At 41.2% G+C, this 14,145-nt stretch carries 17 protein-coding genes and 1 pseudogene; 12 read left to right on the forward strand and 6 right to left on the reverse strand.

The genetic code is table 11. The annotated features are described in order from the left end of the window. Window positions 1–4: 4 nt before the first annotated feature. Window positions 5–628, forward strand: a complete 624-nt coding sequence (locus tag HWY38_RS17735) for a lysophospholipid acyltransferase family protein (protein ID WP_021494209.1) — start codon at window positions 5–7, stop codon at window positions 626–628. A 40-nt stretch (window positions 629–668) separates the two neighbouring features. Here the strand turns inward: HWY38_RS17735 and trhA are convergent, their stop codons facing one another. Then, window positions 669–1,307: a PAQR family membrane homeostasis protein TrhA gene (trhA, locus tag HWY38_RS17740; RefSeq protein WP_007612091.1), complete on the reverse strand. Its 639-nt coding sequence runs from the start codon at window positions 1,305–1,307 to the stop codon at window positions 669–671. Window positions 1,308–1,323: 16 nt separating this feature from the next. Beyond that, window positions 1,324–2,316 (reverse strand): sigma-54-dependent transcriptional regulator, encoded by a 993-nt coding sequence (locus HWY38_RS17745; RefSeq protein WP_101669916.1) that lies wholly within the window; start codon window positions 2,314–2,316, stop codon window positions 1,324–1,326. A gap of 184 nt (window positions 2,317–2,500) precedes the next feature. Between HWY38_RS17745 and ilvA the strand changes: the two genes are divergently transcribed. The 5 genes from ilvA (at window position 2,501) to HWY38_RS17770 (ending at window position 6,199) form a co-directional block, all read left to right on the forward strand. Beyond that, window positions 2,501–3,769 carry a threonine ammonia-lyase IlvA gene (ilvA, locus tag HWY38_RS17750; protein WP_007612085.1) on the forward strand — a complete coding sequence of 423 codons (1,269 nt, stop codon included), beginning with the start codon at window positions 2,501–2,503 and terminating at the stop codon, window positions 3,767–3,769. Between the two features lie 92 nt (window positions 3,770–3,861). Then, window positions 3,862–4,113, forward strand: a complete 252-nt coding sequence (locus HWY38_RS17755; protein WP_007409532.1) for a DUF2535 family protein — start codon at window positions 3,862–3,864, stop codon at window positions 4,111–4,113. 98 nt (window positions 4,114–4,211) lie between these two features. Next, entirely contained in the window at window positions 4,212–4,793 is a 582-nt protein-coding gene (locus tag HWY38_RS17760) for an SCO family protein (protein ID WP_029326138.1), read from the forward strand. Between the two features lie 77 nt (window positions 4,794–4,870). Beyond that, window positions 4,871–5,626, forward strand: a complete 756-nt coding sequence (locus HWY38_RS17765) for an SGNH/GDSL hydrolase family protein (RefSeq protein ID WP_105937601.1) — start codon at window positions 4,871–4,873, stop codon at window positions 5,624–5,626. A 9-nt stretch (window positions 5,627–5,635) separates the two neighbouring features. Beyond that, window positions 5,636–6,199: a YpmS family protein gene (locus HWY38_RS17770; protein WP_029326139.1), complete on the forward strand. Its 564-nt coding sequence runs from the start codon at window positions 5,636–5,638 to the stop codon at window positions 6,197–6,199. Between the two features lie 49 nt (window positions 6,200–6,248). Here the strand turns inward: HWY38_RS17770 and HWY38_RS17775 are convergent, their stop codons facing one another. Then, on the reverse strand, window positions 6,249–6,674 hold the full coding sequence (locus HWY38_RS17775; RefSeq protein WP_003153639.1) for a MarR family transcriptional regulator: 426 nt from the start codon (window positions 6,672–6,674) through the stop codon (window positions 6,249–6,251). A 128-nt stretch (window positions 6,675–6,802) separates the two neighbouring features. Here HWY38_RS17775 and msrA point away from each other — a divergent pair, with 128 nt between their 5' ends. Both msrA and msrB read left to right on the forward strand, forming a co-directional pair. Beyond that, entirely contained in the window at window positions 6,803–7,336 is a 534-nt protein-coding gene (gene msrA, locus HWY38_RS17780) for a peptide-methionine (S)-S-oxide reductase MsrA (RefSeq protein ID WP_003153641.1), read from the forward strand. A gap of 1 nt (window position 7,337) precedes the next feature. Further along, the gene (gene msrB, locus HWY38_RS17785) at window positions 7,338–7,772 is read left to right on the forward strand and encodes a peptide-methionine (R)-S-oxide reductase MsrB (RefSeq protein WP_224182293.1); all 435 of its coding nucleotides are present in this window, start codon (window positions 7,338–7,340) and stop codon (window positions 7,770–7,772) included. A 40-nt stretch (window positions 7,773–7,812) separates the two neighbouring features. On the opposite strand, the pseudogene HWY38_RS17790 reads toward msrB, so the two are convergent. Together HWY38_RS17790 and HWY38_RS17795 are read right to left on the reverse strand one after the other, a co-directional pair. Next, a pseudogene (locus HWY38_RS17790) lies at window positions 7,813–8,433 on the reverse strand (polysaccharide biosynthesis protein); the annotation flags it as partial. Then, on the reverse strand, window positions 8,409–10,094 hold the full coding sequence (locus tag HWY38_RS17795; protein WP_224182294.1) for a recombinase family protein: 1,686 nt from the start codon (window positions 10,092–10,094) through the stop codon (window positions 8,409–8,411). The gene HWY38_RS17795 and the pseudogene HWY38_RS17790, both read right to left, overlap by 25 nt. Before the next feature lie 797 nt (window positions 10,095–10,891). On the opposite strand from HWY38_RS17795, the gene HWY38_RS17800 reads away from it, so the two are divergent. Then, entirely contained in the window at window positions 10,892–11,455 is a 564-nt protein-coding gene (locus HWY38_RS17800; protein ID WP_224182295.1) for a hypothetical protein, read from the forward strand. A gap of 23 nt (window positions 11,456–11,478) precedes the next feature. Then, complete coding sequence (locus HWY38_RS17805) at window positions 11,479–11,799, forward strand: hypothetical protein (protein ID WP_021493967.1); 321 nt, start codon at window positions 11,479–11,481, stop codon at window positions 11,797–11,799. Between the two features lie 133 nt (window positions 11,800–11,932). On the opposite strand, the gene HWY38_RS17810 is transcribed toward HWY38_RS17805, so the two are convergent. Further along, on the reverse strand, window positions 11,933–12,883 hold the full coding sequence (locus tag HWY38_RS17810) for a thermonuclease family protein (protein ID WP_224182296.1): 951 nt from the start codon (window positions 12,881–12,883) through the stop codon (window positions 11,933–11,935). A gap of 264 nt (window positions 12,884–13,147) precedes the next feature. On the opposite strand from HWY38_RS17810, the gene HWY38_RS17815 reads away from it, so the two are divergent. Both HWY38_RS17815 and HWY38_RS17820 read left to right on the forward strand, forming a co-directional pair. Then, on the forward strand, window positions 13,148–13,582 hold the full coding sequence (locus HWY38_RS17815) for an SMI1/KNR4 family protein (RefSeq protein ID WP_224182301.1): 435 nt from the start codon (window positions 13,148–13,150) through the stop codon (window positions 13,580–13,582). Between the two features lie 36 nt (window positions 13,583–13,618). Further along, a partial coding sequence (locus HWY38_RS17820; RefSeq protein WP_263433381.1) for a T7SS effector LXG polymorphic toxin occupies window positions 13,619–14,145 on the forward strand: 527 nt, incomplete at its 3' end.

A 14,145-nucleotide genomic window follows, 5' to 3' on the forward strand; every position in this document is an offset into this window, starting at 1 on the left:
AGAATTGATTCGTTACGGCTGCCTTGTGATGTACGTTGTATTTATGTTCATGAAAAATATTCAGGAATATATCAATCAAAAAGAGCTTGACCCGCGGCTTTCTTTTCAAAAACAGATGAGGCTGGTGTATGAGAGGCCGAAAGCCTTTATGAGAGGCTGCATTGACGTATCGGGATCGGCAATCGGCATTCATCATGATCAGCCGATACCGGACGGCCCCGTATTGTATGTGCATCCCAGATTGCGCCCGGCTGATCTTCTGCTGCTTGCGGGACATCTTGAAGAGCCGGCTGGTTTTATCGCTGGCGAGAAAGCTTTCCGGATGCCGTTTCTCGGAAATTGGCTGCGGCTGATGGGTGTCATTTGTGACGGAGACAGCCGGGACGCCGTGTTTCAGGAGGCGGAAGTCCGTCTGCAAAAAGGGCAAAGCCTGATTCTGTCCGAAGACGGCAAAATCAATCCGGAGGAACTGGCTCTTCGTTTCGATCTCCCGATTGTGCCCGTCAGCACTTCGGGAACAGACCGGCTGCTGCGGGGCAGATTACTGAAACGGCTGAAGCCGGCTGACATTGAATTACATATAAAGCCCGCTTATTATCCGGCCGGTCAGAAACGGCTCCGTGCATAAAAAAAGCACAGTCTCTATAGAGAGGCTGTGCTTTTTTATTTCAGATAAAGGGAACTTTGACGCAATAAAACAAAATACAGAAAAACATCGAGGCGCTGCCGCCTAAAACAAAACTGTGCCAAATGGCGTGATGATACGGAACCTTTCTCCAAATATAAAATATTGTGCCGGCGGAATACAATAAGCCGCCGAAAAGAAGAAGGCCGAAACCGGGGCCTGACAGCGAAGCGTACAGCGGTTTAATGGCGACGATGATCAGCCAGCCCATCAATAAATAGACAAGCGTTGAAAAAATGATAAACCGCTTCACGAAAAAGATTTTAAACACGATGCCTCCGATGGCAAGCGACCAAACAATAATTAAAAGGGTCAGACCGAGCGCCCCTTTAAGGGGTCCTAATAAAAATGGCGTATATGTTCCGGCTATTAATACGTATATCGCGGAATGATCCACAATTTCAAGAATGTCTTTCGTTTTTTTATGCTGAATGCTGTGCAAAAGAGTCGAGCTGAGATACAGCAGCAGCATTGAAGCGCCAAAGATTGAAAAGCTGACGATGTCTGTCGGCGAGCCGTATTTCACCGCGAAGATAATGAGAAAAATAAGCGCCGGAATCGACAGCAATACACCGATTCCGTGTGTGACGGCATTTGCGATTTCTTCTTTTATTGTGAACAATCAAATGTCCTCCTTTTTAAAGGATTTGTTTTTGCAGTGACTGCAAAAAGCTCAACCCTTCTAATGTAATTTTTGTTCCTGCGCGTCCTCGGCCTTTTGTCACATAGTTCATCTTTTCTAAGTAATCAAGCCTGTTTCTGACCTGCTGGGGCGATAATGTCATTGTGCTGTTTTCGCTTAATTCGGATATGCTCCGTCTGCTGGCGGGTTCGCCCTTTGTATTTAAGTCTTTAATTGATTCCAAAATAAACAAAAACTCTTCTTTCTCCATCAATGTCAGCCGTTTTTCTTTTTTCTTAGCTGTTTTCGCTTTCTGGCTGTTTTTGATATACAGCGGGACATCATCGGGATAAATCGTGCTGCCGGATGCTGCCGCGGCCATATAGTACGCCGCATTTTGAAGTTCTCTGATGTTGCCGTTAAAGGTGTGCCGCTCAAACAGCGGATAAACGGACGGATCGATATGAACATGCTGCCCGGTGGCTGTCAGCATATGTTGCAGAAGAAGCGGTATATCGCTTTTTCGTTCAGATAAAGCAGGGAGCGGAAGGCATAACACGTGAAGCCTGTAAAATAAATCTTGGCTGAACGTATTTTCTGCGCCGGTATCGCCAAGATCCGCCGTGCTGCTTGCAATGATGCGGGCGGAAATCCCGGCGTCCAGCTCGGAAAGAAGGCGGGTCTGTACCGAGAGCGGCATGTCTCCGATTTCATATAAGAATAATGTTCCGCGGCGGGCCCTGTTTAATGCACCTTCAGCGCTGAACAGTTCATATTCGAGCCGATCTTCGTTTTGGCTGCAGTGAACGGTAATAAATAGTTCGCTGTTTCTGCGGGATTTATGATGGATCGCTCTGGCCATTTGTTTTTTTCCGGTTCCGACTTCACCTGTTATGAAGACCGGCAAATCAGATAAGGCAAATTGCGAGGCCAATCGTTTCGCTTCTAAAAAGGTTTGATGTTCGCCGGCCAGCTGATAAAAAGGATCAGTTTGTTCAATTACACTCATAAATTGGCTCCTTTTGGTTCTAATTGGTTTAAGTATAACACGTTTGTGCGATCGAAAATATCTTTTTCTCTTGTATCGGTTCATTTATTTTTATTTACAAAATTAAAATAATTATCTTATTGTTTGAATATTCATGTTATAATGGCATATTAAATAGGGATTTAAATAAGAAAGGACTCTGTAAATGAAACCGTTGCTTAAAGAAGACTCTCTCATCCAGGTAAAAGACATTTTAAAAGCGCACCAAAATGTAAAGGACGTTGTGATACATACGCCTTTGCAGAGGAATGACAGACTTTCTGAGAGGTATGGCTGCAATATCTATTTGAAAAGAGAAGACCTGCAGGTGGTCAGATCATTTAAGCTCAGAGGGGCTTATAATAAAATGAGGCAGCTCTCAAAAGAGCAGACTGAAAACGGAATTGTATGCGCAAGTGCGGGAAACCATGCGCAGGGGGTTGCGTTTTCATGCAAACACCTCGGCATTCACGGCAAGATTTTTATGCCGTCAACCACACCGAGACAGAAAGTATCTCAAGTGGAACTGTTCGGAAAAGAATTTGTTGAAATCATATTGACGGGTGACACTTTCGATGATGCGTATAAGAGTTCTGCGGAATGCTGTGAAAAAGAAAACCGCACGTTTATTCATCCGTTTGACGATCCCGATGTCATGGCCGGACAGGGAACGGCTGCCATCGAAATTTTAAATGACATTGACGTTGAACCGCATTTTCTTTTTGCAAGCGTAGGGGGAGGAGGACTCCTGTCCGGGCTCGGCACGTACATGAAAAACATCTCGCCGGATACAAAAATCATAGCGGTAGAGCCGAAGGGCGCAGCCTCCTATTTTGAATCGAAAAAAGCCGGACAAGTGGTTGAACTTGAGAAAATTGATAAATTTGTCGATGGGGCGGCCGTAAAAAAAATCGGCGCCGAAACCTTTCAAACGCTCGAAACCGTCGTCGATGACGTTGTGCTTGTCCCGGAAGGAAAAGTGTGCAGCACGATTCTTGAATTATATAATCAATGCGCCATCGTAGCGGAGCCGGCGGGTGCATTGTCCGTGTCAGCACTTGATCTGTACAAGGAAGAGATTAAAGGGAAAAACGTCATCTGCATGGTCAGCGGAGGGAATAATGACATCGGCAGAATGCAGGAGATGAAGGAACGCTCCATGATTTACGAGGGGCTGCAGCATTATTTTATCGTTAATTTCCCGCAAAGGGCGGGAGCGCTTCGCGAATACCTTGATGAAGTGCTCGGGCCTGATGATGACATCACCCGGTTTGAATACACGAAAAAAAATAACAAAAGCAGCGGCCCCGCATTGGTCGGCATTGAGCTCAAGCATCGGGAAGATTACGGCGCACTCATTGCCCGGATGAATCAAAAAGGATTTCATTACGTAGAGGTGAATAAAGATCAGGATCTGTTCCACCTGTTAATCTGACTTTTTTTAGAAGGGCCGCGCAAAATGACAGACACGCTTTCTCAGATTGTATATAATAAAAAGAAAACAATCGAAAAAGAAGGATTGATATCTTGTTACTCAAAAGCCTAGAGTTCAAACGACAGGACGGGATTCAGGTAAAAGTGACAGAAATACCGGTTGTCACGGAAGGTGAACATTATTTTTTTCAAATTCATCAGCACCTTGAGCTTTATTTGAGAGAGGTTTTTGCTTCACAAAGTGTGAGAACAGTGTATTCATTCCGACAATATGTCAAGCGCCGTATGAAGTGGAAAGATTACGAGGCCGTTTTCAACCAAGAGATTTTAAAACATAACGCATAACGGTGCATATTCCTTAGCGCCTTCCTTTTGATAGGGGAGGGTGCGGGAATTTTTTTGTGATGAATCCTGTAAGCGTTTTATCCATGGGGGGAATGGAAATGAAAAAAATGAAAATCTTCGCTGCCGTCTTTTGTTTGCTGCTCTTGTGCGCCTGCGGGGGGAAAACGATAAAAGACCCGCTGAACTATCAGATTGAGCCGTTTTCATATCAAAACCAAGACGGAAAAACAGTGTCACTGAAAAGCCTGAAGGGGCATGTCTGGATTGCCGACTTTATGTTTACAAATTGTAATACAGTCTGTCCGCCGATGACGGCCCACATGACCGAACTGCAAAAAAAACTGAAGGCTGAGAACCTGGACGTGCGGATTGTGTCGTTCAGTGTAGATCCTGAAAATGATAAGCCGAAACAGCTGAAAGCATTTGCTTCCAAATATCCGCTTTCGCTTCGCAACTGGGATTTTCTGACCGGTTACAGCCAAAAGGACATTGAAGATTTTGCGCTGAACAGCTTTAAAGCAATCGTCAAAAAGCCGGAGGGAGAGGACCAGGTCATACATCAAACTTCTTTTTATTTAGTCGGACCTGACGGCAAGGTGCTTAAAGATTATGACGGTGTGCAGAAGGTTCCGTATGATGATATCCTCTCAGATGTCAAAGCGGCTGAGGAGCTCAAGTAAACTGGCAGATTAGACATTTTCAAATCTGAAAAAACATGTTACACTTTCCACTAGTAGACGGGGAAGGAGCAACCAGATTGAAGCTGCGAATGTTCTCATTGATCGCCGGACTGGCTTTGCTTTTATCAGCATGTTCTGTCCAGCGCACCGGTTCTGACGCTGAAGAACCGAAAACGAAAGATCATATTGTCATAGCTGCGGTCGGTGATTCATTGACTGAAGGAGTAGGAGATCCTGACGGTTCAGGATACGTCGGCAGGGCAGCGGAATCCCTTAAGAAAAAGGGACATGTGAAAACGGTAGATATTAAAAATTATGCGGTGCAGGGCGACAAAACGTCGGACCTGCTGGAAAAGCTTGATAATAAAAAAGTTCAGAAATCATTAAAGAGCGCCGACTATATCTTTTTTACCATCGGCGGCAATGACTTAATGAAGGTGCTCCGCCAGAATATGATGCAGCTGACGGTTCAGCCGTTCCAAAAGGAAGAGAAACCTTTTGAAAAACGGTTCAAGGCGATCGTTTCAAAAATCCGCAAATATAATGGAAACGCAGAGCTGGTGTATGTCAGCATGTATAATCCATTCACGTTTACGCTGCCTGAATTAAAAGAAATTAACGGGGTTGTAACGGATTGGAACAAGATCGCCGCAAAAGAGCTGGAAAAAGATCCTCACGCCGCCGCGGTGAATGTTGAAGACTTGTTCAGTCAAAAAAGCGGCAGCAGACGGATTTCAAAGGATGATGATTTTCATCCGAACGCAAAAGGATATGCACTCATCGCCGATCGATTGTACGGCATTATTGAAAAACAAGGGTTACCAGCAGAATAGGGTGAAATGATGAAAAAGTGGAAATCGCTGTTTTTTGTTCTTCTCGCACTCAATGTGATTGCCGCCGCGGTAATTGTGACATTATTGGTTATGCCGGGAGAGCAGGCGAAAATACAAGATCAGACAAAAAGTGAGTACGGCTTTCATATCACAAGCTCTAAAGAATCTCTTGCCAGGTTTGTGAATGCGTACTTAAAAGAGAAGGCATCGAATCAGCTTGACTACAAAGTGGACATCAATAACGATGTGCACGTGGCTGGTAAAATCAAAGCATTCTCAACCTCCATTAATGCGGTCGTCACATTTGAACCGTCCGTACAGGAGAACGGAGATGTGGTTTTGAAAGTGACGAAGTTTTCATTAGGCGAATTAAGCCTGCCGATCAGCTTTGTGCTGAATTATATGGACAGCTTTTATGAACTCCCGTCATTTGTGCACGTTCATTCCGGGGATAAAAGCATCGAGATCCGTCTGTCAGAAATGCCTTTAGACAACGGCATGTATGTAAAAGCGGATAAAATCAATCTCGACACGGATGAAATTGAATTTTCCTATTATCATCCGAAACAATAAGTCTTCATAAAAAAACACAGATCCTTTCAGGGATTTGTGTTTTTTCGTGTCAGCGTTTTTTGTCTAGCTTGCTGAACAGTTTGATTAACGTTGCAAGCTCTTCATCAGAGTAGCAGTCAAACCGTTTAAAAAAGTATTCTGTTTTTTTCTGGTTGAAATGATCGACAATTTTCTCCCCGGCTTCCGTAATATGGATTCTGATAATTCGCCTGTCCTCTTTAGAACGGATGCGGGTGATCCATTCCTTTTCTACTAAAGCGTCGGTCACTGCGGTAATGTGGCTTGCGGAAACCTCAAGAATGGGGGCGAATTCCGTTACTTTTTTAGGCCCTTGTTCACTGAGAATCCGCAAAATGGTGAATTCGTTCCTGGACAGCTCTTTATCTAGAATTTCATTAACTTCATTTCTGATTTGTTTAAACACTTTTCGAAGCAAAGCTTCCATATCATACATCATTTGTGTCCTTACTTTCAAATCATGAACCTCCAATATGTAGTCAGCGTGGCATTCGTTTAGCTTCCCCTGAAAGCAGAATTATTTTTATTCTGTTTATACATGCTATAATATAATAATACCACGTATGAACAAAGGAGGGCACCCGTATGTCAGAAAAAAAAGAAATCGCCACATTTGCAGGCGGCTGTTTTTGGTGCATGGTGAAGCCGTTTGACGAACAGCCCGGAATTGAAAAGGTGGTGTCCGGCTATACAGGAGGTCATACTGAGAATCCCACTTACGAAGAAGTGTGCAGTGAAACGACCGGACACAGAGAAGCCGTTCAAATCACATTTCAACCTGACATTTATCCGTATGAAAAGCTTGTCGAGCTGTTTTGGCAGCAGATCGACCCGACTGATGCAGGCGGCCAGTTTGCAGACCGCGGAAGTTCATATCGGGCGGCGATATATTACCATAATGATGAACAAAAACAAATCGCTGAAGCCTCAAAAAAACAGCTTGAAGAAAGCGGCATATTTAAAAAGCCGATTGTGACAGACATTTTAAAGGCTGAGCCTTTTTATGAAGCGGAAGGCTATCATCAGCACTTTTATAAGAAAAATCCTGATCACTACGGGCGCTACCGTGTAGGTTCCGGACGTCAAGGCTTTCTGGATGAGCATTGGAGGGACAGATAAGATGGCTTTTAATAAAGAAGAAAAAATCAAATCATTAAACCGTATGCAATATGAAGTCACACAAAATAACGGAACGGAGCCGCCGTTTCAAAATGAATTCTGGGATCACAAAGAAGAGGGGCTGTATGTTGATATCGTATCGGGAAAGCCCTTGTTTACTTCTCTGGATAAATTCGATTCTCATTGCGGCTGGCCCAGTTTTACAAAACCGATTGAGGAAAAAGAGGTTGACGAAAAACTGGATACAAGCCACGGGATGATCCGGACGGAAGTGAGAAGCAAAACAGCGGATTCCCACTTAGGCCACGTATTTAATGACGGCCCGGGGCCAAGCGGTCTCCGTTATTGCATTAACTCTGCGGCACTCCGGTTTATTCCGAAAGACAAGCTGAAGGAAGAGGGCTATGAAGCCTGCCTGCATTTATTTGAAAAATAGAGCTCAGCAATGAGGCCTGCCTATCAGACAGGCCTTTTTTCTATGTTTTTTTTTCTTCATGTAATCGTTCAATAATCTTTACGATTGTGTCTTTTGTGATGAGCGGCGCCTGATCGGATTGATATCTGGGGAGATTGACCTTCCGAAATTCCGGATGTTTGGCGGGATCCGGCAATATCGCGTAAAGATTGCCCCATTCATATAAAGATTCCGTCTCATGAGGAGAGGTCAGTTCTTCATGAAGCTTCTCACCGGGGCGTTTTCCCACTTCAACAGCGGCTGGCCGCGGCAGTCCATGCCGGAACGCATATTCTTCAAACCCGTGAAGCAGTTCTTCAAGCCTCAGGGACTCCATTTTAAAAATAAACGTTTCTCCGCCCTTTGTAATCGCCGCAGATTGCAGGGTGAGCGTTGCGGCATCATCAATCGACATAAAAAACCTCGTCATGTTTTTATCCGTAATGGTGAGCGGACCGCCTGCCATCAACTGCTCAAATAAAATAGGAATAACGGAACCGCGTGAACCTAGCACATTGCCGAAGCGGACCGAACAAAATACCGTACCGCGGTTTTGAACATGATGATTCGCCTGATGAAACAGCTTCTCGGACAACAGCTTCGTAGCTCCCATTGTGTTTACCGGGGAAACGGCTTTATCGGTTTTTTAAGATATTTACTGCATTTTGAGGGACTATCAGTGACGGTGAAGTCGAAAACGGAAAAATTAAACCTCAGGATAGGGGTGATTTCAAACTGAGCCGGAATTGGCCCTTTTCTTTTTTGTGTCATCGTAACGATAACTTCTTTGAAGACCATTCTTAATAGCGCGTTCTTTTTCTCTGTGTTTGATTCAATGTGATATTGATCAATTATCTTATTTATGTTGTTTCTGACTGTATTACTGTCTATTTCTGATTGCGCTTCTTGGGTTCCATTGAGCTCATGCTTGGCAATCTGGAGTTCTTTAAATTCTTCATCTAAAACAGCTTTTCTTTTCAAAAAAAGTTCATCAGTGTAAATGCCGCTCTCATATTTTTCGAAGATAAAATTCTCTTTGTTTTTTAACTCTTGTTCTTTTTGTGAGAGATGTTCAGACATTTGCTTTTTTGTTTTCACATTACTATTTACGTCTTCGTATTTAGAAATCATTGAAATGATATGTTTTGTTAAAGTCTTATTATCTAAGTTGCTTAAAGAAGAGAGGTAATCCAGAATGGCATTTTCAACATCGTTATATCTCACATAAGTGCATTTATTCTTTTTGCAAGTGAGTGATTTAACGTGATATACACTTTCCGTGCCGTTTTTGTTTTCTCGCGTTCGCCTAGTTTCGTATTTAGATAATGGTTCACCACACTTAGAACAAGTGCATACGCCTGCCAATTCACTTAATTCCAATGCGTTTTTATTAGGCAGTAGGGGGACTTTGTTTGCAATTTTCTCTTGTGATTGTTGAAATTGTTCTTGATCTATTATAGGGGCATGTGCATCCGATACTACAATTTGTTCCTTTTCAGGTCTAATTGTTCGTTTACCGTCTTTTGTTTTTTCTCTAACCTTATATTTAACAGTTCCGATATACGCTTCGTTTTGCAGAATTGCTTTAATTGTGTATTGATTCCAGCGCTTTTTTCCTGATGGAGTCGGTATTTGTAATTTTGTTAAGTGAGAAGCAATCGCTGTATAACTATAATCTTTTCCATTCAACCCATTTAAAAAGAGGTTAAAGATGAATTGAACGACTTTTGCTTTTTCTTCGACTGGGACTAGTTTGGATGTTTTTTTGTTTAACCGGTATCCATAAGGCGCTAGTCCGGAAATCCATTTCCCTTGTGCCGCATATGTGTATTTAGCGCCTGTCATACGCTCTCTGGTCATTTCAAATTCTTCTCTGGCCATAAACAATTCAAAACGAATCTGACGCATGTCTGCAGGATTTCGAGGGTCATAAACTTTATATGGTGTAATGATAATCAATCGCTTGCTTTGAAGAAGGTTAACAATTTGTCCCGCATCACTGTAGCTCCCGCGGCTGAGTCTTGTTATTTCTTTAACAGCAATTGCCTGGTACTTGCCTTCCTCGAGGTCTTTAAGACATTCTTTAAAAACAGGGCGGCCCTCAATGCTTTCTCCTGACCCGATTTCCATTTTTAATTCATAGGGGATTTCAATCGACTTCAGTATTTTATTCATGAGTTCATTTTGTTCTGTTAGCGTATCTTCGCCTGTTCTTTTTTCTCGCTCCATATCCTGACGAGAGCGTCTGAGATAACCTAAAATATTTGTAATGTTGTAAGAATGAACGATGTTTTTTAACTCCAAAAAATCAGCACCTCCTCTTTATTGTATTTACTGTAAAAACAGAAGTATTCGTACAATATTCTGTCTGACATTGAATACGAAAATAACGTAATATTGTAAGGATTGTATTGTTTGAATATTGATCTATTCTAATCGGATTCATTTTTTAATTAAACGCCGACTGTAATTAACAGGGTTTTTATTTTGTTCATTTAATCCTCATATGGCAGCGCTTATGAGCAAATATAACTTGAACACTAAATAAAATAATGGTTTTACCCATAAACAAAGAACTTAAAACGGTGGGGGAAATACCAAAGGAACTTAATATCCCAGACTGGGGTATTCTGAATCTATTTGGCAAAAAAAGTGGACAAGCTTTCTTACTCTGAATTGTCAAAGAGAAGGAGAGCAAAAGACTTTGATCTGCTATACGATCTGATTTCAACAAAAAAATGAGCTAAAGAAATTGGCCGGAAATATAATTATTCGCCTCCCTATATCCGTCAAGTTTTTAAGGATCAAAGAATTGAGCACTTGGCGTTTAAAAATCAGAATAAGAATTAAAGAAATTAACGGATACGTTAATTCTAAAAACATCTAAGACTGTTTTTGAGAACAGTCTTTTTTGTGTAGTGAAAATATCTTAAATTGTGAATGAATATTTGATCACCGTAGTGATTTCTGAACAGTTTCAAATGTAGGACTGCCTTACCTTTTTTAAACGAATATAATAAAAACAGGAAAAAATATTAGTATTTTATGGTATTGTGGTCAATGTGTTGAACAATAAAATTAGGGATAAAGGAGAGTTCAAATTGAAAAGTCTATTTGCTAAAATTCTTTTGATGTTGCTTGCAGCCGTTATAGCCATCCCTACTGTTGGAGCTTCGGCCTCAGAAGTGCAAAAAGCGAGTGTTTCTAAACAGGACGTGCAATTTACTTATAATCCTACCGAGCTTCAAAAACTAGCTAAAGAATACTCAGCCGCACCAGTAAAAGAAAAAGGCATTTTAGATGCTGCTGAAGAATTAAAAGGTCTCGAAAATGGTAACTCACAAGATCAAATGAGTACTATGGGAGCTAAAAGCGCCGCAGCTAAAGAAGCGATTAAGGTTATTAGAGGACTAGCGAATAATGCTTGGGCAAAAGACATTTTAGGTACAATGTTTGGAAAGTCCACGGTAAACAAGATTATTAAAAACACAAACAAAATTTGTAAGGTTCTCGAAGATATAACCGGAGCTCCTAAAGAGGTTGCTGCTATGGCAAGAAAACAAATTCCACCAGCTATTAAAGGTGCAGTTGGCGCAGGAGTTGCTGAAACAATTGGCATGGCAGTAGAATATATCATCCTTGCTGCAGATTATCTTGTTCTTTAAATACTAAAATTAAAGGTGATAACATGACTGGAAATCGTTTTGTAGACTGGTGTAACGAAAATAACCTAAATTCTGAAGACGAAACTTTTCTCGTCCAGTTGTCAGGTGCATTTTGTAATTATGAAAATGATAAAGCGAAAGAAATGAATAAACAACTATTCATTAACCGATACGGTGAAGAGCTTGGAATTAGCTCCATTAAAGGAGATAATCGATCAGAATATGAAGAAATTATTCGTACTTATGAAAAGAATAATTACAAGCAGAACGAAATTAATATCGATGAACTGCTTCAGGCACTATTTGAGACAGAGATGATGTTATCTTTAAAAGAAAAGTTTTGATAAAATCCTAATTGATGTATCATAGGGGTTTAACAGCCACTATAGACCACAGAGCCCCTCACACGCTCTGTGGTTTTTTGTTTAGATTGAATATACCCAAATAAAAAAGAAGCCTCAGAGGACTTCAAAATAATTAATTCTTCTCACATGCAAAGTTGTCATTATCCCGATCCATCTTAGATGTATAAGCCGGGTGAGTGCTTGGTACGCCATGCGGATATTTCTTTCTCAGCTCTGTGCAGTTTGCAAAGTGTTCTGTTCCTCCAGCAGAAGGGGAGGCTTGTGCAGAGTTAGAAGAGCTGCTTGATGCTGAACTGCTTGAGTTCGATTTATGTGTCTCGGATTGATGTGTTGCAACTGACTTTTGAGCCGGCTTAGATACACTTACTGATTTCTTCGGTTTCGTTACGCAGCCATTAAATCCTTTATCAGTCGCATATCCATTCTTACTCCAAATCTTCAAGTCTTTATCTTTCGCAGCTTGCTCATCTTTCTTATACGTGTCTAAATACTTCGTGTTTGGCTCATATACATAAGCTACTCGTGCTAATCCTTCTTTAAGCAGTGTTTCTTGTACTGATTTGCCATCTGCATATACGTAAGCCAGCATTCTCCCATACTTGTCTGTGCGATCTCCTTTATCAAACTCCAGTTGAAGTTTTCCCTTGTTAACCAGCTGTTTGTTTCTTGCTGAAGCATCCTCACCATATGGTTGTATGCAAGAGTTTGGCTTCTTAGTTTTAGGCGTGTCAACAAGTAAATAACGAACAGTTTTGACTTCGCCTTTATAGTTAACTTTAATCGTATTCCCATCAACTGTTCTGTTAAGTGTTACATCGACCAGCTTTTTCTTTTTGTCAGACGCCTTTTTATCCGACGAATCCTTCTTTGAAGCATTTTCGGCTTTTTCATTTTTGTCATTTGATTGAGTGTCTGCCTTTGTCTCTTTTGCATCCTTTTCTTCTTGCTGCGTTGTTTTAGCTTTATCTGAATCTGTTTTATCTGTAGAAGCAGAATCAGATCCACACGCAGCCAAAGAAAAGCTTAGAGATAATGCGCCAATGCCTAATAACCATTTCTTCAATGTAATTCCCCCAATTTGTTTGTTCTGTCTCTATATCGGACAAACCTTCCTAATTATAAATATAAAACCAAAGATTGTAAATTGTGTTTTGGTATTTTAGGACACTCAAATACAGTTATGTGGTAAAATTTAGTGACCTAAACACCTTAGAGGAGGGAAATTTAAATGGAAGAAGGAAAGTTAATTCGCATGACTCTTGATGGGATAAAGGAAGCTGTTTCTAAATACGGAACTTTTCCTATGCTCCAACATGGAGGGCATGTCATGGAAGATGCTGCTTTTCAATTCAGAGACCCAGCCAGTCCTCAAGAAATTAATAGTTTAGAAAAGATGTTAGGGGTAACTTTGCCCAATGATTATAAAGAGTTCCTTTTCAATCACAATGGAATGGAAATGTTTAATGGTATTGAGCTTCTTAGTACAGAAGGGATAATTGAATTTAATGAAGTTCAAGACTTCCCTAAGGGATATGTCCTAATTGGGTACCATTATGATGGCAGGTATGTTATTGATGTAAACAGATCAAATAAGGGATTAGGATATATGTTGTATCTGGATTCAATTGATAATATTGAAGATACGGTATATTTAGACTCTAACTTTGAGATATGGTTTGACATGTTGGTGTCATCAAACGGAACTAAATATTGGGAAGTAAAGCCTAAAATTAAAGAATATTATAAATATGTTTCAGAATAGAGAGTTTAGATAAGACCAAGTGGAAAGGAGACAGATATGAAGGTATTTGAAGCATCCTCGTTAATCTCAGCCGCAGAAAAGCGGGCAAAACAATACGATCAGATTAGAGAACAATTTATCAATCTCAGAAAAGCGTTTCAGGGAATGGCTGACTTAGACGACAGTGAGTTTTCAGGCAAAGGCGCAGACAACATTAAAGCATTCTTTCAAGATCACGCCGGTGTCACAGACAGCTGGCTTGATCTGATCGATATGAAAATTGCTTTTCTTAACAGTATTTCTGGAAAAGTAGCTGATGCCGGATTGGCCGATTCGTTTGTGGAAGAGTCCTTTTTAGAACATGAGCTGATTCATGCGAAGAATAAATCAAAAGCCATCATGCAGGAGCAGCGCAATGAAATGAAAGGTATCCTTGATGAAATCAGCGATATCATTCATCTTGATGTTTTCTCCACAGAAGATGTCGATCAAAAGCTGGATTCAGCAGACAAAAAACGGGATAAGACCATACATAAACTCGGAAAGCTTGATCACGATCTAACGAAAGAATACGCAGAAACCGA

The organism is Bacillus sp. KS1, assembly GCF_020075515.1.
Taxonomy (GTDB): Bacteria; Bacillota; Bacilli; order Bacillales; family Bacillaceae; genus Bacillus; species Bacillus velezensis.